The 20,360-nt window shown below is 62.6% G+C and carries 21 protein-coding genes and 1 pseudogene; 12 read left to right on the top strand and 10 right to left on the bottom strand.

Annotated elements, in window-relative coordinates; genetic code table 11:
- Nucleotides 1-8: 8 nt before the first annotated feature.
- From ACILSE_RS20590 to ACILSE_RS20575, 4 genes are all read left to right on the top strand, one after another.
- Complete coding sequence (locus ACILSE_RS20590) at nt 9-665, top strand: DUF1080 domain-containing protein (RefSeq protein WP_395719324.1); 657 nt, start codon at nt 9-11, stop codon at nt 663-665.
- Entirely contained in the window at nt 665-2,326 is a 1,662-nt protein-coding gene (locus ACILSE_RS20585; RefSeq protein WP_395719323.1) for an esterase/lipase family protein, read from the top strand. The genes ACILSE_RS20590 and ACILSE_RS20585 overlap by 1 nt, the downstream gene beginning before the upstream one ends.
- A 136-nt stretch (nt 2,327-2,462) precedes the next feature.
- Nucleotides 2,463-3,134, top strand: a complete 672-nt coding sequence (locus ACILSE_RS20580; protein ID WP_395719322.1) for a choice-of-anchor R domain-containing protein — start codon at nt 2,463-2,465, stop codon at nt 3,132-3,134.
- A 120-nt stretch (nt 3,135-3,254) separates the two neighbouring features.
- Nucleotides 3,255-4,337 carry an alpha/beta hydrolase family protein gene (locus tag ACILSE_RS20575; protein ID WP_395719321.1) on the top strand — a complete coding sequence of 361 codons (1,083 nt, stop codon included), beginning with the start codon at nt 3,255-3,257 and terminating at the stop codon, nt 4,335-4,337.
- Between the two features lie 57 nt (nt 4,338-4,394).
- On the opposite strand, the gene ACILSE_RS20570 is transcribed toward ACILSE_RS20575, so the two are convergent.
- The 4 genes from ACILSE_RS20570 to ACILSE_RS20555 all read right to left on the bottom strand — a co-directional run bounded on the left by ACILSE_RS20570 (nt 4,395) and on the right by ACILSE_RS20555 (nt 9,824).
- The gene (locus ACILSE_RS20570) at nt 4,395-5,723 is read right to left on the bottom strand and encodes an ammonium transporter (protein ID WP_395719320.1); all 1,329 of its coding nucleotides are present in this window, start codon (nt 5,721-5,723) and stop codon (nt 4,395-4,397) included.
- A gap of 505 nt (nt 5,724-6,228) precedes the next feature.
- Nucleotides 6,229-7,176 (bottom strand): hypothetical protein, encoded by a 948-nt coding sequence (locus ACILSE_RS20565; RefSeq protein ID WP_395719319.1) that lies wholly within the window; start codon nt 7,174-7,176, stop codon nt 6,229-6,231.
- A 986-nt stretch (nt 7,177-8,162) separates the two neighbouring features.
- Nucleotides 8,163-9,119 carry a hypothetical protein gene (locus ACILSE_RS20560; protein WP_395719318.1) on the bottom strand — a complete coding sequence of 319 codons (957 nt, stop codon included), beginning with the start codon at nt 9,117-9,119 and terminating at the stop codon, nt 8,163-8,165.
- Between the two features lie 315 nt (nt 9,120-9,434).
- Complete coding sequence (locus ACILSE_RS20555; protein WP_395719317.1) at nt 9,435-9,824, bottom strand: helix-turn-helix transcriptional regulator; 390 nt, start codon at nt 9,822-9,824, stop codon at nt 9,435-9,437.
- Nucleotides 9,825-9,992: 168 nt separating this feature from the next.
- Between ACILSE_RS20555 and ACILSE_RS20550 the strand changes: the two are divergent.
- The 3 genes and pseudogenes from ACILSE_RS20550 to ACILSE_RS20540 form a co-directional block, all read left to right on the top strand.
- Nucleotides 9,993-10,472: pseudogene (locus tag ACILSE_RS20550) on the top strand (type I restriction-modification enzyme R subunit C-terminal domain-containing protein); the annotation flags it as partial.
- A gap of 237 nt (nt 10,473-10,709) precedes the next feature.
- On the top strand, nt 10,710-11,120 hold the full coding sequence (locus ACILSE_RS20545; protein ID WP_395719316.1) for a type II secretion system protein: 411 nt from the start codon (nt 10,710-10,712) through the stop codon (nt 11,118-11,120).
- 114 nt (nt 11,121-11,234) lie between these two features.
- A complete protein-coding gene (locus ACILSE_RS20540) occupies nt 11,235-11,768 on the top strand; it encodes a pentapeptide repeat-containing protein (protein WP_395719315.1) in 534 nt (177 codons plus the stop codon).
- A 40-nt stretch (nt 11,769-11,808) separates the two neighbouring features.
- On the opposite strand, the gene ACILSE_RS20535 is transcribed toward ACILSE_RS20540, so the two are convergent.
- The gene (locus ACILSE_RS20535) at nt 11,809-12,024 is read right to left on the bottom strand and encodes a hypothetical protein (protein WP_395719314.1); all 216 of its coding nucleotides are present in this window, start codon (nt 12,022-12,024) and stop codon (nt 11,809-11,811) included.
- A gap of 130 nt (nt 12,025-12,154) precedes the next feature.
- Between ACILSE_RS20535 and ACILSE_RS20530 the strand changes: the two genes are divergently transcribed.
- Complete coding sequence (locus ACILSE_RS20530) at nt 12,155-12,490, top strand: hypothetical protein (protein WP_395719313.1); 336 nt, start codon at nt 12,155-12,157, stop codon at nt 12,488-12,490.
- A 28-nt stretch (nt 12,491-12,518) separates the two neighbouring features.
- On the opposite strand, the gene ACILSE_RS20525 is transcribed toward ACILSE_RS20530, so the two are convergent.
- Both ACILSE_RS20525 and ACILSE_RS20520 read right to left on the bottom strand, forming a co-directional pair.
- Entirely contained in the window at nt 12,519-12,878 is a 360-nt protein-coding gene (locus ACILSE_RS20525) for a hypothetical protein (RefSeq protein WP_395719312.1), read from the bottom strand.
- The gene (locus ACILSE_RS20520) at nt 12,875-13,078 is read right to left on the bottom strand and encodes a hypothetical protein (protein ID WP_395719311.1); all 204 of its coding nucleotides are present in this window, start codon (nt 13,076-13,078) and stop codon (nt 12,875-12,877) included. The genes ACILSE_RS20525 and ACILSE_RS20520 overlap by 4 nt, the downstream gene beginning before the upstream one ends.
- Before the next feature lie 187 nt (nt 13,079-13,265).
- On the opposite strand from ACILSE_RS20520, the gene ACILSE_RS20515 reads away from it, so the two are divergent.
- Nucleotides 13,266-15,527 (top strand): AMP-binding protein, encoded by a 2,262-nt coding sequence (locus tag ACILSE_RS20515; RefSeq protein WP_395719310.1) that lies wholly within the window; start codon nt 13,266-13,268, stop codon nt 15,525-15,527.
- A 41-nt stretch (nt 15,528-15,568) separates the two neighbouring features.
- On the opposite strand, the gene smpB is transcribed toward ACILSE_RS20515, so the two are convergent.
- Together smpB and ACILSE_RS20505 are read right to left on the bottom strand one after the other, a co-directional pair.
- Nucleotides 15,569-16,060, bottom strand: coding sequence for an SsrA-binding protein SmpB (gene smpB, locus ACILSE_RS20510; RefSeq protein ID WP_395719309.1), 492 nt, complete (start codon nt 16,058-16,060; stop codon nt 15,569-15,571).
- A 147-nt stretch (nt 16,061-16,207) separates the two neighbouring features.
- A complete protein-coding gene (locus ACILSE_RS20505) occupies nt 16,208-16,411 on the bottom strand; it encodes a DNA-directed RNA polymerase subunit omega (protein WP_395719308.1) in 204 nt (67 codons plus the stop codon).
- A gap of 133 nt (nt 16,412-16,544) precedes the next feature.
- On the opposite strand from ACILSE_RS20505, the gene gmd reads away from it, so the two are divergent.
- Both gmd and ACILSE_RS20495 read left to right on the top strand, forming a co-directional pair.
- Entirely contained in the window at nt 16,545-17,567 is a 1,023-nt protein-coding gene (gene gmd, locus ACILSE_RS20500; protein WP_395719307.1) for a GDP-mannose 4,6-dehydratase, read from the top strand.
- Nucleotides 17,568-17,591: 24 nt separating this feature from the next.
- On the top strand, nt 17,592-18,713 hold the full coding sequence (locus ACILSE_RS20495) for a Gfo/Idh/MocA family protein (RefSeq protein ID WP_395719306.1): 1,122 nt from the start codon (nt 17,592-17,594) through the stop codon (nt 18,711-18,713).
- On the opposite strand, the gene ACILSE_RS20490 is transcribed toward ACILSE_RS20495, so the two are convergent.
- A complete protein-coding gene (locus tag ACILSE_RS20490) occupies nt 18,714-19,181 on the bottom strand; it encodes a deoxycytidylate deaminase (protein ID WP_395719305.1) in 468 nt (155 codons plus the stop codon).
- Between the two features lie 315 nt (nt 19,182-19,496).
- On the opposite strand from ACILSE_RS20490, the gene ACILSE_RS20485 reads away from it, so the two are divergent.
- On the top strand, nt 19,497-20,360 hold an 864-nt coding region (locus ACILSE_RS20485), incomplete at its 3' end, for a hypothetical protein (RefSeq protein ID WP_395719304.1).

Genomic DNA, 20,360 nt, shown 5'->3' with positions numbered 1-20,360 from the left:
GCGAAATCATGAAACGCCTTCTTTTGCCCGCCGTGCTGCTCATTGGAGCCGCTTTTGCCGCCGATGACGCCAAGCCCGCCGCGGAGGCGCCGAAGGAGTTCGTGCTCTTCAACGGCAAGTCGCTCGACGACTGGGAGAGCGTGGATGTCGGCGGCAGCGGCATGGTGGAGCTGGAGGGCGGGGTGATGATCATCAATCAGGGCGAGAGCGTGAGCGGCGCTGTTTACAAGAAAGCCGCCGCGCTGCCAATGACGAACTACGAGATCACGCTGGAGGCGAAGCGCCTGCAGGGCGTCGATTTCTTCGTCGGCCTCACCTTTCCCGTCGGGGATGTGAAGCACTGCGCCACGCTCGTCTGCGGCGGCTGGGGCGGCAGCGTCACCGGCATCTCCTCCATCAACGGCCTCGATGCCTCCGAGAACAACACCTCCAGCTACCAGCGCTACGAGGATGACAAGTGGTATGCCGTGAAGCTGCGTGTCACGCCGGAAAACCTCAGTGTCTGGATCGGTGAGAAGCAGGTCATCGACGAAGACATCCAGGAGAAGAAGATCGGCGTGCGGCCCGGCCCCATCGAAAGCTACCTGCCGCTCTCGCTCACGACCTTCAACACCACCGCGGCCATCCGCAACATGAAGCTCAAGCCCCTCCCGGCGAAGAAGTGATGCGCGCCTTCCTTGCGATCCGCGTGCTGGCTCTCGCGGCCTGCGGCAGCCTCGTTTCATGCGGGTCGCTCACACGCGACGCGTCCGCACGGACTGAAACCGTGCTCACGGAGCGCGAGAAGCGCCACATTGCCGGTTTGCTCGATGAAATGGCCGCCGGCTGGGACGGCATGCAGCGCGGAAAAATCAGCGAGCGGCGCAAGGCGCAGGATCGTTACGACCAGGCGCTCGCCGCCTTCCTGCGGGAGTGGGACGACCATCAAAGCCCGCGCTACTGGCGGCCGGGCACCGTCTTCACCTCGAAAACGCAATCGTTTCAGATCGACTTCGACACGAGCTCCGATCCGCGTCGCGAGGTGACGCCCGCGCGCATCGACGAGATCATCCTTCCCTCGCGGGTGAAGCCGCGTGTCGCCGACACGCTCGCCCAGCGGCCCGGCGTGGGCATTCCCGTCGTCGGCCACATCCGCCGCACCAGCGAGGCGCGGCAGGAGCTGCCCTTCCTTCCGCCGAACGGCGGCAATCTCACCCTCACCGCGATTTTGGAGATGGGTGAAGCGCCGCGCGGCCCCGACGAGCCCCGCCGCTGCCGACTGCACCTGCACAACGCACTCAATGTCGAAACCGTGAAGCTGGGCGGAGACGAGCGACTGCTCGCCGCGAACTTCACCGCTTCCAAGCAGCTCGCGCTCTCGAAAAAGTCGCTGAGCTTCTTCAGATGGCTCGGCATGTTCTTCCCCGAGCGTGCGCTCAGCGACTGCCAGCTCTACCGCATGGATGTTTATGATCCGCGGCGCATCCCCGTCGTCTTTGTTCATGGTTTGCTCTCCGATCCGCACATCTGGCTGAACGTGGTGAACGCCATCAGCTCCGATCCCGAGCTGCGCGCCGCTTACCAGCCGTGGTATTTCCTGTATCCCACCGCCATGGACGTGCCGCAGACCTCCGCCCGTCTGCGCGAGTCACTGCGGCAGGCACGCGAGCACTTCGATCCCGAGCACGACGACCCCGGCATGCGCCGCATGGTGCTCGTCGGCCACAGCATGGGCGGCCTGCTCAGCCGCATGCAGACCATCGACCCCGGTGACAAGCTCTGGAACGCCATGTTCACGAAGTCGCCGGAGCAGTTGAATGTCTCCGATGCCGTGCGTCAGCGCCTCGTCAGCACGCTCAAGTTCAAGCCTGATCCCGGCGTGGACCGCCTCGTCTTCATCACCACCCCGCATCGCGGGAGCAACATCGCCAGCAAGAACATCATCCGCCGCCTCTCCTCGCTCATCCGCCTGCCGTTCGACACGCTGCTCATGACGGAGCAGTTGCTCAGCGGGAACACCGACGCGCTCTCCCCGCAGATCCGCGATTGGGGCGTTTATAGCTTCCTCAGTCTCGGCATGCTCTCTGAGAAGCATCCGTATTACCAGGGGCTCAACAGCGTTCCCATTCCCGTCGAGCACCACTCCATCATCGGTCGCCTGGGCAACGGCGGCATGCTGCGCGAATCCGACGGCGTCGTGCCCTACTGGAGCTCCCACCTCGACAGCGCCGAGTCCGAAAAGATCATCCAGGCCTGGCACGGCTGCGTCGATAAGCCCGAGGTCGTGCAGGAGGTCGTCCGCGTGCTGCGGGAGCATCTTCGGGAGGGAGAATTCAGTCCACGGTGAGAAAAGGCCCGAGGCATTCCCAGGCCGTCTGAGATCAAGCCGAGGCATCGTATTCTTGAGGCAGCTCTTAAAGATGCCCACGCTTGGTTGAATGGTTTTGCCTTCGAAGCAGACGGCGTGTTAAAAAAGCTCATTTATGACATGTGCTCTTTCGAGACTGATCCTGTTCCTGATGGTGCTCTGCGGTGCGGCCACCATGCAGGGGGCCACGGTGTTGGGAAATGGGACGAACACCAGCGCGACGCCCCTCCAGGTGGGAAGCTATGTGATTTCAACCACTCCTTTCCTGTTCACCGGCAACACGCAGGCCGCGATGGCGTTCACCACCGGAACTGAGGCTGTGAACCTGGAAAGCCTGACGTTGTCCATGGCTGGTGGCGGCAGCGGCACCGAATTCCCGGTGGCCATCCGGGAGGACTTTGCAAACGCCCCCAACATTCTCTCCGGCTTTGGCCTGACGGGCGAGCAGTCGCCGACGACGGCGGGTGTTTACCAATACACTCCTTTTGTGCCGCAGACGCTGGCGGCTGGCACGACCTACTGGCTGGTGCTCGGCTTCATCAACGGCAGCTCGACGCTTTCCAATTACTTCGTGGACACGACGACGGACACGAGCTTCGTCAGTCCGTCCGGATGGACGATAGGCAGCCAAATCCTCACGTCGGCCGGGGCCCCTCTCAATCCCTGGATCTCCCAGCCCAACCAGGCTCTCAAGTTTTCCATCCAGGCCTCCGTCGCTCCCGAGCCTTCGAGAATCCTGCTCTGCCTGGCCGGGGTGATGATTTTGTTCCTGCGGCGGCGAAGGTAACCTGACCATTTCTGGACGCACGGAGAGTCATCGTTCCGTATGCAAACGAGGTTGTGTTCCATGGGCATGTTCGCGAGAATGGAACCTCCGTTAATCAGCGTTGATGAGGGTTCCAACCTCATGAATGTCCGCTTCTCTTTCCTCCTCGCCGCCGCTTTGACGCTGCATGCCGCCGCCGACCTGCCCTTCACGCAGGTGCCCGCCGAGTTTGCCGGGCAGTTTTCACCGGGGAAGTCACCGCTGGTGTTCAATGATGGTCGCAAGGTGACGAACGCGGAGGATTGGCAGAAGCGCCGCGCGGAAATCCTGGCGGACTGGCATGCGATCATGGGCGCCTGGCCTGCGGTGATCGAGAAGCCGGGGATCGAGGTGCTGGAGACGACGAAACGTGACGGCGGTGTGACGCAGCGGAAGGTGCGCGTCGAGATCGCGCCGGGACAGACGGGCGAGGGCTACCTGCTGCTGCCTGCGGCGGAAGGGAAGCGCCCCGCGGTGTTCGTGCCTTACTACGATCCTGAAACGAGCGCCGGCCTGAGCGAGAAGCCGCTGCGTGACTTCGCGTGGCAGCTAGCGCGGCGTGGATTCGTGACGCTGAGCATCGGATCGCCCGGCGGTGATGCGCGGAAGCCTGTTTTGAGCGCGGAGGCGAAATGCCAGCCGCTCTCGTATCTCGGCTACATTTGCGCGAACATGTGGAATGCGCTCGCCGGGCTGCCGGAGGTGGATGCGGCCCGCATCGGCATCGTGGGGCACTCGTATGGCGGGAAGTGGTCGCTGTTCGGCTCCTGTTTGTGGGAAAAGTATGCCTGCGCGGCGTGGAGTGATCCGGGCATCGTCTTTGATGAGACCCGCGGCAGCATCAACTACCAGGAGCCTTGGTATCTCGGCCTCGATCCGGCACTCACACGCAAACCGGGCCTCGTCAGTGCCGAAAGTCCGCGCACGGGTGCATACAAGACGCTCATCGAAAAAGGCCACAACCTGCAGGAACTGCACGCGCTGATGGCCCCGCGGCCGTTTCTCGTCTCCGGCGGCGCGGAGGACCCGCCGAAACGCTGGACCGTGCTGAATCACACCATCGCCGTGAACGATCTGCTCGGCGCTAAAAGCCGCGTGGCGATGACGAACCGCGAGAAGCACGATCCCAACGAGGAATCGAACGAGCAGATCTACCGCTTCTTCGAGTACTGGCTGAAACCGTGAGCCAAAAAAAGCGGAGACGACCCGCTGGATCGTCTCCGCCATGAATGCGATGCGGGATCAGTCGTTGTAGGCCGCCTCGCCGTGCTCGGCGAGGTCGAGGCCTTGGTTTTCCTCCTCGGGGCTCACGCGCAGGCCGATGGTGCGGTCGATCACCTTCAGGATGACGATGCTGGCGATGCCGGAGAGCAGGATGGTGTAAACGGAGGCCAGCATCTGAGTCACGAGCTGCTTCCCGATGCTGAAGTCGCCCAACCCGCCGGCAAAGGCGGTGGAGCCGAAGACCGCGACGAGGATCGTGCCGACAAAGCCGCCCACGCCATGCACGCCGAAGACGTCCAGCGAGTCATCGTAATTGAAGCGCTTCTTCAGCTTCGCGCAGGCCAGCCAGCAGAGCAGGGCGGAAAGGCTGCCGATGCAGACCGCGCCAATCGGTCCCACCTTGCCGGAGGCGGGCGTGATCGCCGCCAAACCGGCGATGGAACCGGTGGCGATGCCGAGGGCGCTAGGCTTGCCATTGCGGACCCACTCAATGAGCATCCACACCACCGAGGCGGCGCATGCGGAGAGGTGCGTCACGACGAGCGTCATCGCCGCCGCGCCGTTCGCGGCGAGCTGGCTGCCGGCGTTGAAGCCGAACCAGCCGACCCACAGCATGCCCGCGCCGGTGATCGTGAGCGCGAGATTGTGCGGCATGAGCTGGGCTCCGGGGAAGCCCTTGCGCGGGCCCACCATCACACAGGCCACCAGCGCGGCCACGCCGGCGGTGATGTGGACGACGATGCCGCCCGCGAGGTCGATCACGCCTGTGAGACCGAAGAACGCGCCCGCCTTGTGCCACATGCCGTAGCAACAAGGGACATAGACGACGAGGCTCCACACGATGCTGAAGACCAGGATGGCCTTGAATTTCATGCGCTCCGCGAACGCGCCGATGAACAGGCCCGGCGTGATGAGGAAGAACATCATCTGGTAGGCGAAGTGCAGCAGCTCCGGGATCGTCGGGCAGTCGCTCCGCACCGAGGTGGGCGTCACGCCGCTGAGGAAGGCCTTGCCGAAGCGTCCGACGACCGAGCAGCCGTCGGAAAAGGCCAGCGAGTAGCCGCAGGCCAGCCAGACGAGGCTCAAAACAGCCGTCAGCGCGAAGCATTGCATCAGGATGGAGAGGATGTTCTTCGCCCGCACCAAGCCGGCGTAGAACAGCGCCAGGCCGGGGATCATCATGAAGAGCACCAGCGCCGTCGAGACCAGCAGCCAGGCGGTGTCCCCGCTGTTGATCGTGGAACCGTCGGCGGCGTGCGCGGAGGTGGTGGCAAGAACGAGCGCGGCCATCACGGCGGAAATCCGTGCGGCCCCGCTCCCGGTGCGTTTCAGCAGGGGGTGGGTCATGGTTGGTTGAGCGGCTGGGTTGGGAGCGGCGATGCTAGGCCGCCGCCCGAGCCCGGCAAGAAAAACCACCGCGTCGAGCGGCGCTCGTCCTGTCCTTGGGATGAGCCGGCCCAAAAGAGGAAAGGGGGGGTAATGGTTATTGGTTACTGGTTACTGGTTACTGGTTATGAGGGGAGCGCGGCCGAGCGGAGCGAGACAACCGGAACAAAGTGGAGATAGCCGAAGGCAAACTGCCAACGGCAGCCCGGAGGGCGAAGCGGACAGCGAAGTCAAACCTCTTGTCCGCTTTGGAGTGGCGGCGCTTCATCCGCTTTGGAGCGGCGATGATTCATCGCCATTCAGGCAAGGCCGATGAATCCATTCTCCGGTCCGTTCTCCGTAGCATTCATCCTTCGCAGTCTTGCTACGGAGAACGGAGGCTACTGCGAAGGATGAAAGCATCTGCGAAGGATGAATCGTCGGCTCTCCCCATCTCCTTGTCTGATGGTCTCCTTGTCTTGCCCTCCTACCTCCTCAGCGCGTTGATCAGCTCATCGAGCTTGTTCGCGATCTGCTGCACCTCCCACTGCGCGGGTGGATCGCTCACGGTCATGCCAAGGAGCGCCACCGCGTTGCTGTTGCGGCTCGTGTTGCCGATCGCAGTGTCGAGCTGCATCTGGGTCACCTCGCCGGGCGGGCCTTGCGGTCCCGGGCCGCCATCGGTGCCGGTCTGGCCGCGTGGAATGCCGAAGGTGAAGCGCACGTTGTAGCCGTCGAAGCTCGTGTTCACATAAGCCGCGTCCCAGGGATTGAGCGTCGTCACGCCATCGACGACCGTGCCGGCAAAGGGCGGCCCCTGCGGGCCTGGAGAGCCTTGCGGCCCCTCGGGGCCTTGCGGGATGCCGAAGTTCAGCCGCACCGCGTTGCCATCAAAGTTGGCCGACACGTTCGGCCAGCTTCCCGGGGGCAGTTGGGTGACGTTATCCACCACGAAGTTCGTGAAGGGCGGTCCCTGCGGTCCGGGGGAGCCGTCAATGCCGTTGGTGCCGGGCGGCCCCGCATCGCCTTGATAGCCGCGCGGGATGCCGAAGCTCAGCCGCACGGCGCTGCCGTCGTAGTTCGCCTGCACCGTCGCGTTGTCGCCGGGGTTGAGCGTGCTCACGCCATCGACCATGAAGTTCGTGAACGGCGCTCCCGGCTGGCCTGGGGCTCCGTCGCTGCCGTTCTGGCCCGCGGCTCCCGGCGGTCCGTCGCCGCCCTGAGGCAGGTCAAAAGTGAGGTGCAGGACGTTCCCGCTCACGCCCACCGTCACCGCCGCCGGGGACCCGGCGGGCAGGGTGTTCACGGCGTCCACCACCGCGCTGGTCACGCCGCTCACGGCGTCGATCAGAGCCTTCAGGCCGTTCAACTGGGCGCGCATCTGGTCGGCGTCCATTTCGGTGCCGGGTTGGGGCAGGGTGGGGTCGTAGGACATGGTGTTTCAGAAGAGAAGGAGATGGGGCGTTCCTGGTTCTTGGTTGGGGGTTATGAGTTACGAGTTATGAGTTACGGGATATGGGTTAGTGGTTGAGAGGGGCGCGGGCGTTCGCTTCGCGGCTTCGCAGCCTGCCCGCTTTGGTGGTTCCTCAATAGCGGGCAAGAGTGCCCGCGCTCCCTTCTCGAGTTGGCCGTTTTGAGCATGTAGGCGGGTTAAAATGTAACGATGAAGTCGTAATGAAATGCTTCCGAGGCCCAGTGAACGGGCGTCGGGTTGAGACTGTGGAACAGCCAGGATGGAGACGCTGGTAGGCGGTGCGGACGGTGGAGAAGTCAGGCGTCGTTGACGGGTTCAATGTAACGGTTCACGGGTGAGGAAGTGCAAGCAGGCCGGGGCTCGCGCCTCCTGCGTCGAGCCTGTTTTGGCGACTGACGGGCGGTAACCCTCTGAGGTGAAGAATGAGCCTAGCGGGACATTGGCGGGCGGCGGAAAGCGGTTTCAGGTCTGCTGTGAATTGCTTTGAATGTAACGTTACTAAAGTTAGTAGAGTTCTACTAGGCTTCCTGGAAGGGTGTTTTGGAAGCGTTACATTCTGGCGGGTCAAATGAGTTTGGATAACCAAGGTTTAAATCAATCGAATAAGCGGTTAAGGATAATTAAACACGCAAATGGCATGATTCATCGTTTAGACCGAAAAGCATCTGCGGAAGCCGGTTGACCTGAAAAGACATGGCGGTCTTCTATCAGGCCGCCAGACTTGTCGAGTGGCAGCCCTGGCGTCCTGCCGGGAGGTTGTGAACAAGTTGTTCATAAGCTGGAATGTAACGATGAAGTGACGGCTTGAGCGATGCTAAGTGCCGCCCCAGCCGCAGTGCTGGCACGGTCGCCGAGGGTGGGGCGGGGGGCGGGGGAGCTCCTGGCCGCAGGTCGGGAAAACCTGCGGCGAAGGAGCGTTTCCGCACCCCTGTGGAACACCGGGCGGCTCACAGGCTCACCGTGATGCTGGCCACGTCCGTCCAGTCCCCGTTCTCCTCCCCGGCGTCCCAGAAGCGCAGCTTGTATTCCCGGATTTCCGGCTGGCCGGCCACCAGCAGCGGGCGGTCGTCCTCATAGGGGCTGCTGGAGTCGATCCCCAGCAGCTCCCAGCCGCCGCTGCCGCGCTTGCTGTAAACCGCCACGGCGTAGTGGCCGAATTTCTTGAAGCGCACCTTCACGCAGTGGCAGCCGTCCCCGGCCTCGGTCTTCAGGGCGAATTCCGGCCGCGGGTGCTCCGCCGCGTCCTCCTCCTCGACCACCCGGAGGTCCAGGCCCATCGTCTCATTGTAGGCCTTCTTGCCTTTGATCTCCTTCACCAGCAGGAAGGTGCGGTCCAGCGCGCCGGGCGCCACCTCGGTGATCCCGCTAGGCAGCGCCGGCGGTGTCGGGGCGGCGTAGGCCGGGAAGGCAAAGGGCTCGCTGCCGTTGCCGCCGGTCAGGTCTTCCAGCGCGGAGGTGCAGGACGGGGCGAAGTTCCGCACATTCGTGATCCAGTCTCCCAGCGCGTAGGCCAGGAGGAGGTTGTCCGCCACGGCGGCGTTGACCTCGGCCGTGTCCAGGCCGAGCGCCGTGGCATAGCCGGGCAGCTTGCTGGCAAAGTTGTGGTGCCACTCGGGCTGCTGGGGCATGAGTTTGGGGTAGTAGGGCTGGCGTTTCATGGTGCGTTTGTTGCGTTTTGGGTTGGGAATGAGGGGACTGGCCGGGGCTGCCGGTCCCCAGAGGGCTCCGGAGTTCCAGGTGCTGCCGTCGTTCCACCGCGGCATCATCCGGACCTCCGGCAAAGGGTGGCAGAGGCTTTCCGGCGCGGCACCGGCGGCTGCCGACGAGCCGCTGGAAAGCACCGGCGCGAGGCCGGAAAGCACCGGCGCGAGGCCGGAAGGCTGCGGCGCGAGACTGGAAAGCACCGGCGCGAGGCCGGAAGGCTCCGGCGCGAGGCTGGAAAGGTCCGGCGCGAGACTGGAAAGCTCCGGCGCGGGGCTGGAAAGCTCCGGCGCGAGGCTGGAAAGCTCCGGCGCGGGGCTGGAAGGCTCCAGCGCGAGGCTGGAAAGGTCCGGCTCGGGGCTGGAAAGCTCCGGCGCGGGGCTGGAAAGCTCCGGCGCGAGGCTGGAAAGCTCCGGCGGGAGCCTGGAAGATGCCGGCCGGGCGGAGGTGTCGCGCTCATGGGGCGATCTTGGAGCCGCCGCCGCGCCGGGTCGCCGCGACAGATGTCGCCTTGACGCTCACGCGACGGCGGTCAGGACCAGCGAGCCAAAGAGCAGTTGCAGCGTCGGCAGCCAGCGCCGCGCCTGCCGCTGGTAGTCCTCCAGTTTCCGGCCAAAGGCGCGGCTGATGAGAATGGCCGCCCGTAGGCTGGGACCGCGCCGGCGGTGCTCGTAATGTTGCACGGTGGCGCGGTCCAGGCCGGACAGTTTCGCCACCTTGGCCTGCGACCAGCCCAGCTCCGTGCGCAGGGCGATCTCCTCCTGGATGAAGGCCTCCTCCTCCGGCAGCAGGCCCACGATGCCTTCGCCCGCCTTGACCTCCGGCACGCGGAGGCGGTGCTTCCGCGGCTTGGGGGCCTTCCGGCCGTTCGGTTCAGGTTCCGTGGGTGAAGAGGACTTCGTCTTCATGGCACGCGCGCTGGGTTGGGGCGTGCATTTTCAGGGGTTGCGGCGATTTCGTCTATTGGCAGACTTGCCCATATCGAGCCCTTTTTTTCGGACCGGAGGGGAAGGGGTGGGGCTCAAAGTGGAGAGCCCTTGCCAGCCGATCGTGTCGCGGCTTGGATGAGCGCCTAGAAGTTCATCGAGCTGCTGTATGGCAAGCTGCCCGAGTTCTTCCACGACGAGGCCGAGCTGCGCACGCTCTGGAGCCAGCCGGACACACGGAAGAAACTGCTCGAAGGTCTGGCGGAGAAGGGATTCGGCAAAGACCAGCTCACCGAGATGCAAACGGTGATCGACGCCACCCACAGCGACCTTTTCGACGTGCTGGCCTACGTTGCCTGGACACTGCCGCCGCTTACCCGCAAGCAACGTGCCGCCAAGGCGAAGGTGGAGATCAGCACGCACTTCAACAGCAAGCAGCAGGTCTTCCTCGACTTCGTGTTATCGCACTACGTCAGCGTCGGTGTGGAGGAGCTGGCCCCAGACAAGCTCGCGCCATTGCTCAAACTCAAGTATCACGACTCCATCCAGGATGCCGTGGCCGATCTCGGAGACGATGTGGGACAAGCCTTCAAGGGCTTCCAGAAGTATCTGTATCAGGACGTGGCGTGAGGTGGCGGGCTGTTAACGAGCGGCTGGAGGTGCTGCATGCGCGCCAGGTGGCAGCATGGATGGAGGCGCGGACGTTTGGGAGAAGTTGAAGATGCGGAACGAGGAGTTTTCAGCGGGGCTTGAGCAGGTTTGCAAACGTCTTACAAGACGCTGACGCGGATGAGGTGAAATTTACATGCGGCTCACAGTGGAAGCGGTGGCTTTCTCCGGAGTCCGCCACTTTCTCCTGCTGCCGCCATGATGATCCATCTCCCAGATGATGAACGCCGCCGCTGCCGCCGCGCTGCCTTCAGCCTGATCGAACTGGTGACAGTGCTCATGATCCTGGGGGTGATGACGTCGGTGATCGTGCTGCGGATGGAGGCGGAGCAGCAGCGCCAGCGGGACAAGCGCCATGCGCAGGCGATCGTGCAGAGTTACAGCCTGGGAAGCGCGGCGCGGGTGCCATGGCCGCCGGGCAATGTGGCGACAGTGGTGGCGGCGGTGGTGGAGGGTCGCAAGCCGAGGGAGGGTGCGTTCGCGCACCGGTTGTTTGTGGCGGCGATGTCGGCGGCGGATGCGCGGCGCACATATCGTTACCTGGGCCGTCGTCCGGACGGCACGCTGTTTTATGATCCGACGGGAGCGCAGGATCCCGAGGGTTGGTGAGAGGTGCCGCAACAGGGGACGAGGTGCTTGCGAGAGATTCGTCTGACAAGCGCGGCACAAAGAGATTACAATACGGGCGTTGATGCGGCTGGTGCGTCCCGGCAACTTTGCGGCATGATCAGCCAAGTGTTTGCCGACCTCCTGGAAGAAGGGCCGTTTGCCTGGAATGCGTTCCGTCTCGACCAGGAGTTGACGAGTCCTGATCTACGCAGCGCGGAACTGGCGGGCCGGATGCTGCGGCGGGCGAACCTGGCGGACGCGGATCTGCGGGATGCGAACCTGGGCGGGGCGGAGCTGAGCCTGGCGCAACTGACGCGGGCGAACCTGAGCTTTGCGGATCTGCGCGGGGCGAATCTGGACGGCGCGGATGCGAGCGGCGCGAGGGCGGAGGGCGCGGACTTCCGCGGGGCGCGGTGCAACGGGGTTAAACTCGCGGGGGCGTGTCTGCGGGGCTGCAATTTTCACGGCATGGACCTGCGGAGAGCGAGTTTCGCGGGCGCGGATCTGCGTGACGCGGATCTGGGCGGCTGCCGGCTGCTCTGGTCGCAACTGGTGGGCGCGGATTTGCGCGGGGCGAGGCTGGATGGGGCGGAATTGCTCGGGGAAGCCCCGAAAAGTGAAGCGCGTCCGCTGCGTGTGGCCGCATAGGGGGGGGGCGGCCATCCGTCTGCCGAATGCGGATGACAGATCACTGAGGACTGTCTGCGCATGAGGGGCCCTGGGCGGCGATGGCATCGCGGATGATGCGGAGGCATTCGTCGGGGCTGGCGGGCATGGGGAGGGTGAGTGCCTTGCCGTGGACGCGGAGGTGGCGCAGATCGCCTTCGCGCCGGACATGAGTGACGGTGATGCCGTGGGTGGCGAAGAAACGGACGACATCCTGGTTGCTGGCGTAGCGGCTCATGGTGGAGGCTGATTAGCGGATGGCGGAGGGAGATGAAAGCCGGAATCGATGTCACATGGCACTCAAGCCGTGGCGTCGGCGGCAAAAAGCAGGGTTTGCGTTTGGAGCGGGTGATCCCATGGTGCCTGACATGAAGCCCACGGCTGATCTGGTGACGTCCACAGCCAAGCCGTGGTTTGGTTGGTTGCTGGCCTGCGTGGTGCCGCCGGTTTTGTATGGACTGTCGGTTTTGGGGTGCCGGTGGCTGGCGCCATGGCTTCTGGCTGTCTCACTCATCTGCCATACAGGAACGTCGATCTGGCTGGCGCGGTGCGTGGCGCGGAAGCGCGGCCATGGACTGTGGTTCGTGGTCTTGATGTGCCTTTTCCTGCTGGCGGCGAGCGTGGTGCTGGGCGCGGCGCTGTCTTTTGCCGGATGTCAGGCTGCTGAGTCGCTGCACCTGCTGCCTCCTTTTCGCATTGGATGAGATTGCTCCGGCATGAGGCGTGCGGGTGTCAGATCAGGTAGATGGTGAAGGCGAGGAGGAGCATGAGGGGCGGGAAATTGATGAGGAATCCGAGGACGGTGAGGGGAATGAGCCGCTCCTGCCGCACAATCGCGATGATGGTGCAGAGGAATCCGATGACGGCGGAGGGAAGGACGACTAGAAATGCGGCGAGAAGAAGGCCGGTGCCGCCCATGCTGCCATTGTAGAGAGTGAAGCCGTGGCCCGAGGGGCCGTTCAGAAACGCCCAGCCGACAAACCAGCCGACCGCAGGCAGGAGGATCGAGAGGATGTTCCAGAGCGGCCCGCAGGCGCGGGCGGGTTTGGGCTCGTCGTCGAGCTGAAGGAAGGATTCAGACTCGGAGTTCATGACTTGGGAGCGCTGCGGCTGTACAGGTGGGAAAGGAGGAGGATGAGCGAGCCGTCGCGGAGTAGCACGCTGCCCAAGGCGAACCAGAAACTGGAGTGGAGGCTGCCACGGGCGATGCTGGCAGCGAAGTTCGTGAGGGAGCAAGCGAGAGCGGTGATGATGCCGATGAGGGCGAGGAGGGTGACTTGTCGGAGTGTCATGGCGGATGAGGTGCGGGTGGCTGGGGATGCGGAGAGAGCCTCACGCGCTTTGGAATGACCGGCGAATCGTTAATGGCGATGATGTGATCGGCCGCGTCGATGGGGATGAAGGCGCGATTGCCCGGCTCAATGAGTAGTCATGTTATATCAATTGGTGACTTGGAGATGGTGGTGGGAGCATTACTGCATGAATCCCAAGCCTTCCTCGTGCTCCCTCGTGGCGGAATTTTTGCTCCGCGCCTTCGTGCGGCTGTTTGTCCGCGTGTTCTACCGCGTCCGCGTTGTCGGAGAGGAGCATGTGCCGCGGCATGGCGGCGCGCTGCTGGTGTGCAATCATCTGTCTTTCATGGACGCTTGCTTTTTGATGGTGTCCACGAGGCGGCGCATCCGGTTCATGCTTTACAAGGGCATTCACGAGAAATGGTGGGTGCGGCCGCTGGCGCGAGTGCTGAACACGCTGCCGATCAGCCCCGAATCAAGGCCGAAGGAGATGCTGCAGTCGTTGAAGACGGCGTCGAGGTGGATCCAGGAGGGGCATGTGGTGTGCATCTTCGCGGAGGGGCAGATCTCGCGCATCGGCCAGATGCTGCCTTTCCGGCGCGGGATGAGCCGGATCATGGATGGCGTGGAGGCGCCGATCATTCCTGTGAACCTGGATCAGGTGTGGGGAAGCATCTTCAGCTTCGAGAAGGGCCGTTTTCACACCAAGCTGCCGCGCACGCTGCCTTATCCGGTGACGGTGAGTTTCGGAGCGGCGCTGCCGGCGAGCACGGAGCCGCAGAAGGTGCGCCGGGCGGTGGCGGAGCTGGGCGCGGCCGCCTGGGAGTTCCGCAAAGACCATCTGCCCACGCTGCATCGTGCTTTTGTGCGCACGGCGCGGCGTCATCCGCTGCGTTTTGCGATGGCGGATGCGAGTTCGCCGCGCCTGCGCTTTTTCACGGCGCTGACGCGGACGCTTTTTCTGGGGCGAAGGCTCAAAACGGTCTGGAAGGGGCAGGAGACGGTGGGGCTGCTGCTGCCGCCGTCAGTCCCCGGAGCGCTCGCCAACTACGCCGCGCTGCTGATGGGCAAGGTGCCGGTGAATCTGAACTACACGCTGCCGGAGGAGGCGCTCGCCTCATGCGTCCGCCAGAGCGATGTGCGCACGGTGCTGACCTCGCAGAAATTCCTCTCGCGGCTGAATTTGAAGCTGCCGGTGGAGACGGTGCTGCTGGAGGACGTGGCGGCGAAGCCCGGCATGGGCGAGAAGATGGTGGCACTGGCGATGGCGCTGCTCTTTCCCGTGGCGCTGATCGAACGGGTGCTGGGCAGCCGCCGCAAGCGTGAGATCGATGATCTGGCGACGGTGATTTTCTCCAGCGGCAGCACGGGAGAGCCCAAGGGCGTGATGCTTTCGCACTACAACGTCGTCTCGAACGTGGAGCAGATCGGGCAGGTGTTCGACTTTGCCGGCGATGATCGTGTGCTGGGCATCCTGCCGTTTTTTCATTCGTTCGGCTTCACCGGCACGCTGGGCGCGTCGGCGGTGCTGGGGCTGGGAGTGGCGTATCATTTCAACCCGACCGACTCGAAGGTGGTGGGAGAGCTGGTGCTGGAACACGAGATCACCTTCCTGCTGGCCACGCCGACGTTCCTCCAGCTCTACATGCGCGGCTGCCAGCCGGAGCAGTTCGGCAGCGTGCGTTTTGCGATGGTGGGCGCGGAGAAGCTGCCGGAAAGACTGGCGGCGGCCTTTGCGGAGCGGTTTGGCTTCCGTCCGATGGAAGCCTACGGCTGCACCGAGTGCGCGCCGGCGGTGAGCGTGAACCGCGAGGACTTCCGCGCGGCTGGCTTCCGGCAGGTGGGAGGCAAGCGGGGCACGATCGGTCATCCGCTGCCCGGCGTGAGCGTGCGGATCGTCGATCCGGAAACCGGGGTCGAGCGTCCGACGGGAGAATCCGGGCTGATGCTGCTGAAGGGGCCGAACATCATGCGCGGCTACCTGAACAACGCGGCCAAGACCGCGGAGGTGCTGAAGGACGGCTGGTATTGCACGGGGGACATTGCCGCGGTGGACGAAGACGGCTTTATCACGATCACGGACCGGCTGAGCCGATTCAGCAAGATCGGCGGCGAGATGGTGCCGCACATCAAGGTCGAGGAGCAACTGCAGGAGATCGCGCAAATGCCGACGCAGGCTTTCGCGGTGACCAGCCTGCCCGATGAGAAGAAGGGTGAGAAGCTGATGGTGCTGCATGTCTTGGGTGAAGCGGCCCTCGAGGGCGTGCTAGAAGCGCTCGCGAAGGCCGATCTGCCAAATCTGTGGAAGCCGAAACGCGACCAGTTTGTGAAGGTGGAGTCGCTGCCCGTGCTGGGCACCGGGAAGACGGACCTGCGGCAGGTGAAGGCCCTGGCCGTGGCGGCGGACGCACGTGAAGCGGCAGCGGGCGCGGCGGAGGTGGAGCGGTGAGAATGTCCGTGACCAAACGCAGCCGCTGATGGCGGCCCGGCTCAGCGACGGTTTTTGTCGTTAAAGCTCGCGACGACACGGGCGGCCTCGCGGTTTTCGGCCTTTTCCTTGAGGTCCTGGCGCTGGTCGCCTTTGTTTTTGCCTTTGCCGACGCCGATCTGGAGCTTGATGCGGGGGCCTTTCCAGTAGGCGCGCAGCACCGGCAGGGCGAGCCCCTTCTGCTGCGTGGCGGCGAGGAGCTTCATGATCTCGTTTTTGTGCAGGAGCAGGCGGCGGGAGCGGCGTGGCTCGTGGGTCTCGTGGCTGGCCTTTTCATACTGCTGGATGTCGCAGCCGTAGAGCCAGACCTGGCCGCGTTCGACACGGGCGAAGGCGTCGGAGATGTTGAGCTTGCCGAGGCGGATGGATTTGACCTCGGTGCCGCGGAGCTCGATGCCGGCCTCGTAGGTTTCGAGGATGTGGTAGTCGCGGGGAGCTTTGCGGTTGGTGGCGATCTCGATGGTGGGAGTCGCTGTTTTCGGGTCGCGGTTCACGAGAGGGATGAGGGATCAACGATCAGGGATGGCTGAAAAAGAGAAAAGAGCAAAAAGGGGATGCTGAGCGCCGCAAAAAAAGAAGCTCCATGTGACCGTGGACACATGGAGCCAGAAAGGGATCGGAGGCCTGTGCGGCCGGATGGATCAGTTGCCGTCGATGTTTTGCACGGTGATCTTGCCTTGGATGATCTCGAGCAGGGCGAGGTCGGCCTCACGCAGTCCGGGGCGGCGCTCAACGAGCGGGGGACGGCCTTGGGCGATCTGGCGGACGCGCTTGGAGACCATGTTGATGAGGATGGGCGGGTCTTTGACGATTTGCGCGGCTTGTTCGACGAGGTCGGCTCTCATGGGAAGATACGGGGCGGGTTTCGGAGGGGGCGGAGAATAAGGGAAGCAGGGCGGGGCGCAACTGATATGTTCCTGCTTTTCCCCTTGCGGAAGCAGGGGTGGTACTGTCTCATCCGCGCTCGATTTTTTGACCATGAAGAAAGCACTCATCACCGGCATCACCGGCCAAGACGGATCTTACCTCACCGAATTGCTGCTCGAAAAAGGCTATGAAGTGCATGGGATCATCCGTCGCGCGTCGTCCTTCAACACGGGGCGGTTGGAGCATTTGTTCCGGCCGGAGTCGCATCTGCCGGCGGACCGGCTGCACCTGCATTACGGGGATCTGATGGACTCGGTGGCGCTGGTGAAACTGCTCTACGACTTGAAGCCGGACGAGGTGTACAATCTCGGGGCGCAGAGCCATGTGCGGGTTTCCTTCGACGTGCCGGAGAGCACTGGGGACATCGTGGGTCTGGGAACGCAGCGCATTCTGGAGGCAATCCGCGAGACGGGGCTGGTGGGAAGGGTGCGATTCTATCAGGCAAGCTCGTCGGAGATGTTCGGAAAGGTGCAGGCGGTGCCGCAGATCGAGACGACGCCGTTCTGGCCGCGCTCGCCGTATGCCTGCGCAAAAGTTTACGGCCACTGGCTGACGGTGAACTACCGGGAGAGCTACGGGCTGCACGCGAGCAGCGGGATCCTTTTCAACCACGAGAGCCCGCGGCGCGGGGAGACCTTCGTGACACGCAAGATCACGCGTGCGGCTACGCGCATCAAGATGGGCCTGCAGGAGCAGCTTTTCCTCGGCAACATGGACGCGAAGCGCGACTGGGGCTACGCGAAGGACTATGTGGAGATGATGTGGATGATGCTCCAGCAGGACGAGCCGGATGACTACGTGATCGCGACGAACGAGACGCACAGTGTGAAAGAGTTCGTGCAGGAGACCTTCGGCCTGCTGGGCCTGGACTGGGAGAAGCATGTGAAGTACGACGCCCGCTACGAGCGCCCGGCGGAGGTGGACCTGCTCATCGGTGACCCGGCGAAGGCGCGGAAGAAGCTGGGCTGGGAGCCGAAGGTGAAGTTCAAGGAACTGGTCAAGATCATGGTGGACGCCGACCTGGAGCTGGCGCGGCATGAGCTGGCTGTGCGCAACGCGACCGCAGGACTGTGAATTTTCGAACGTAAGAAGAGGATCATGAAAAAAGTCGGCATCGGCATCATCGGCGGCGGCCTCATGGGCCGGGAAATGGCGAGCGCGTTCGCACGCTGGTGCGCCCTGATGGACGTGGAGGTACAGCCAGAGCTGGTGGCGGTGGCCGACCTCGTGGAGGATGTGCGGAACTGGTTCCGGCGCATCCCTTCCTGCGTGCAAATCACGGCGGACTACCACGAACTGCTGGCGAATCCGTCGGTGGAGGTGGTGTATGTGGCGGTGCCGCACAACCTTCACGAAAAGATTTACTGCGATGTGCTCGCGGCCGGAAAGGATTTGTTCGCGGAGAAGCCCTTTGGCGTCGATCTCGGTTCAGCGCGTCGTATTGCGGCGGCGGCGGAGTCTTCGGGGCGTTTCGTGCGGTGCAGCTCGGAATTTCCCTTCCTGCCGGGTGCGCAGCGCGTCATGCAAGCGGCGACCAGTGGCAAGCTTGGACGTGTTCTGGAGGTGGTATCGGGTTTTCATCACAGCAGTGACTTGGATGCGACGAAACCTGCGAACTGGAAGCGCAAGTCGGCGACTTGCGGGGAGATCGGTGTCCTGGGAGATCTGGGCATGCATGCATGCCACATCCCGCTTCGTTTGGGCTGGAGGCCGCGGCGTGTGTTCGCGCAATTGCAGAAAGGTTTTCCGCAGCGCCCGGACGGGAAGGGCCGCATGGCGGCCTGTGACACCTGGGACAACGCCTTGCTGCACTGCTGGACGGAGATCGGAGCTAACGAGGTGCCGTTGCGCCTGGAAATGAAGCGACTAGCCCCCGGCGAGACGAACACATGGTTCATCGAGGTGCTCGGCACGGAGGGGGGCGTACGCTACAGCACGAAGGAGCCCAAAACGCTCTGGCTCTTCGAGAACAGCAAGGAGCAGTTCTGGAAGAAGACGGACCTCGGCTTCGGCATGCCCTTCAAGGCAGTGACAGGCGGAATTTTCGAGCCTGGCTTCCCGGACATGATCCAGCAGATGTGGGCGGCGTTCCTGATGGAGCGGGAGGGTCTGCTGAATGGTCGCTTCGGCTGTGCCACAGTTGCGGAGGCCATCGCCACGCAGGAGATTTTCGCCGCCGCGCTGGAATCTCACGCGCAGGGCGTGGTGAGGGCGCTCTGATCACTGCGGCTCCGAAAGGACGTGCGGGTAGTCGGCGAGCTGAATAAGCGGAATGTCGTAGCGAGCGGCAATGGCGTCGGCCTCTGACTCCGGGTAGTCGTCGCGGAAATAAACCTCCTTCACGCCGTAGGCGCAGAGCATCTGCATGCAGCTGGTGCACGGTTTTGTGGTGCACGCGACGAGTTTGACGTTTCCACGGGTAAAGAGGCTGCACAGGTTCACCTCGGCGTGAAGCATGTATTTTCGTCGCGCATCGCGATCCGCCCAGAATTCCGGGTCGGCATTGTACCCAGGGGCGAGGCCGTTGTAGGCCGTTCCGATGACGCGGTTGTCGAAGTCAATCGCCACAGCCCCAACTTTGCGAAACGGGTCCTCGGACCGGAGGCTGGCCACATGGGCTAGCGCCATGGCGTATTTGGGAATGCTGATGCGGGCAGGGGAGGTGGCTATCAATGGGTCTAAATGCATGAGGATAAAAGAGTTATGTTGGAAGCGCGTGTACGTTTTCTCGGATGAAGGAAATTTGTGAGAGGGGACTCTGGAAACAGTCGACTGATTAAGTGCTTGTTTGGCGTTCTTGCAAAAACTGAATTACCGAATTCGACTGCTAAACAAGAGGTGCTGGACATTCTTGCCTCCAAATCTTTTTTACTAAGGATGTGATTCTCAAATACTTGAAAATGAACATATGAATGTGACGAAAAGGAAAAAAATTTGGTATGGACAAAAGACCGTGAAATTGCTTTTATGACCATTTAAATCCCGATCCATCATTCTCCCACCATGCTGATCAATTTCTCCCATTGCGCTCGGTTGCTTTCATTTTGGCAAGCGAGCGCCTTTATTGCTGTCGCTCTGATGACTTCAGTTGCAAATGCTCAGTTTGGAGTCTCACCATCTCAGACAAGCAACTTTTTCAATGACTTCCGTAATCGAACGGGGCAATTGAAGAAGAATGCCCAAGCCGCCCGAAGTGGGGATGTTGTGTATGATTATGAGAAGGGTGCCTATGTCAGCCAGGAAGATCAGGAGGGCTTCCAAAGCCTTCAGCAGCTTTTGCGTTCCGACCGGGAGATTTCGCAGCCATCCGTTAGAAGCGGCAGCTCCGCCTTTGCGGCTCGTGCGGTCGGGGATTACACCAGTTATTCCGGACAATATTCCCAAGGGCTGAGTTACTTTGCTCCAACTTACACTTCGGATCCTTTCCTTTCGGGCAAGCGCAACATGAAATTAGGTCCTGTGAATATTGGTTTGGGACTTTATCAAGGATTTGAATACAATAGCAATGTTCAAAGGGCTCCGATTGCTGTTTCTGATTTCATTAGCAGCACGCTGCTCAATGTGAGCGCCAATTATCGCGTGACTCAGAACAATGTCTTGAGTTTCACTGCGGGTGTTGGGGTGGACCATTATTTTGACCACCCCGAATTTGCCGCCTACGGCAGCGGTGGCACCATGCTGAATCTGCTTCCTGGAAGCACATTGGCTTTCGATATCAAAGCCGGACCTGTTTATATTACCATTTATGATCGTATGTCCATGCGGCCGGCGATCAACAATGCGTTCCTCGGGGCTAACAACACTGCGGCTTTTGGAGTGTTTCAGAATGATTTTGGGATTGCTGCAAACTGGCAAATAAACTCCGCT

The sequence above is a fragment of the Prosthecobacter sp. genome, assembly GCF_044236155.1.
In the GTDB taxonomy this organism is placed as follows: Bacteria; Verrucomicrobiota; Verrucomicrobiia; order Verrucomicrobiales; family Verrucomicrobiaceae; genus Prosthecobacter.
This window is presented reverse-complemented; position numbering and strand designations above follow the sequence as displayed.

Excerpts from the sequence above, each read along its gene's own strand:
- ACILSE_RS20515 (WP_395719310.1), top strand. The coding sequence starts at position 13,266 with ATGAATCCCAAGCCTTCCTCGTGCTCCCTCGTGGCGGAATTTTTGCTC.
- ACILSE_RS20525 (WP_395719312.1), bottom strand. The coding sequence starts at position 12,878 with ATGAACTCCGAGTCTGAATCCTTCCTTCAGCTCGACGACGAGCCCAAA.
- ACILSE_RS20505 (WP_395719308.1), bottom strand. The coding sequence starts at position 16,411 with ATGAGAGCCGACCTCGTCGAACAAGCCGCGCAAATCGTCAAAGACCCG.
- ACILSE_RS20530 (WP_395719313.1), top strand. The coding sequence starts at position 12,155 with ATGAAGCCCACGGCTGATCTGGTGACGTCCACAGCCAAGCCGTGGTTT.
- ACILSE_RS20565 (WP_395719319.1), bottom strand. The coding sequence starts at position 7,176 with ATGTCCTACGACCCCACCCTGCCCCAACCCGGCACCGAAATGGACGCC.
- ACILSE_RS20590 (WP_395719324.1), top strand. The coding sequence starts at position 9 with ATGAAACGCCTTCTTTTGCCCGCCGTGCTGCTCATTGGAGCCGCTTTT.
- ACILSE_RS20490 (WP_395719305.1), bottom strand. The coding sequence starts at position 19,181 with ATGCATTTAGACCCATTGATAGCCACCTCCCCTGCCCGCATCAGCATT.
- gmd (WP_395719307.1), top strand. The coding sequence starts at position 16,545 with ATGAAGAAAGCACTCATCACCGGCATCACCGGCCAAGACGGATCTTAC.
- ACILSE_RS20575 (WP_395719321.1), top strand. The coding sequence starts at position 3,255 with ATGAATGTCCGCTTCTCTTTCCTCCTCGCCGCCGCTTTGACGCTGCAT.
- ACILSE_RS20520 (WP_395719311.1), bottom strand. The coding sequence starts at position 13,078 with ATGACACTCCGACAAGTCACCCTCCTCGCCCTCATCGGCATCATCACC.
- ACILSE_RS20580 (WP_395719322.1), top strand. The coding sequence starts at position 2,463 with ATGACATGTGCTCTTTCGAGACTGATCCTGTTCCTGATGGTGCTCTGC.
- ACILSE_RS20535 (WP_395719314.1), bottom strand. The coding sequence starts at position 12,024 with ATGAGCCGCTACGCCAGCAACCAGGATGTCGTCCGTTTCTTCGCCACC.
- ACILSE_RS20585 (WP_395719323.1), top strand. The coding sequence starts at position 665 with ATGCGCGCCTTCCTTGCGATCCGCGTGCTGGCTCTCGCGGCCTGCGGC.
- ACILSE_RS20555 (WP_395719317.1), bottom strand. The coding sequence starts at position 9,824 with ATGAAGACGAAGTCCTCTTCACCCACGGAACCTGAACCGAACGGCCGG.
- ACILSE_RS20570 (WP_395719320.1), bottom strand. The coding sequence starts at position 5,723 with ATGACCCACCCCCTGCTGAAACGCACCGGGAGCGGGGCCGCACGGATT.
- ACILSE_RS20545 (WP_395719316.1), top strand. The coding sequence starts at position 10,710 with ATGATGATCCATCTCCCAGATGATGAACGCCGCCGCTGCCGCCGCGCT.
- ACILSE_RS20540 (WP_395719315.1), top strand. The coding sequence starts at position 11,235 with ATGATCAGCCAAGTGTTTGCCGACCTCCTGGAAGAAGGGCCGTTTGCC.
- ACILSE_RS20495 (WP_395719306.1), top strand. The coding sequence starts at position 17,592 with ATGAAAAAAGTCGGCATCGGCATCATCGGCGGCGGCCTCATGGGCCGG.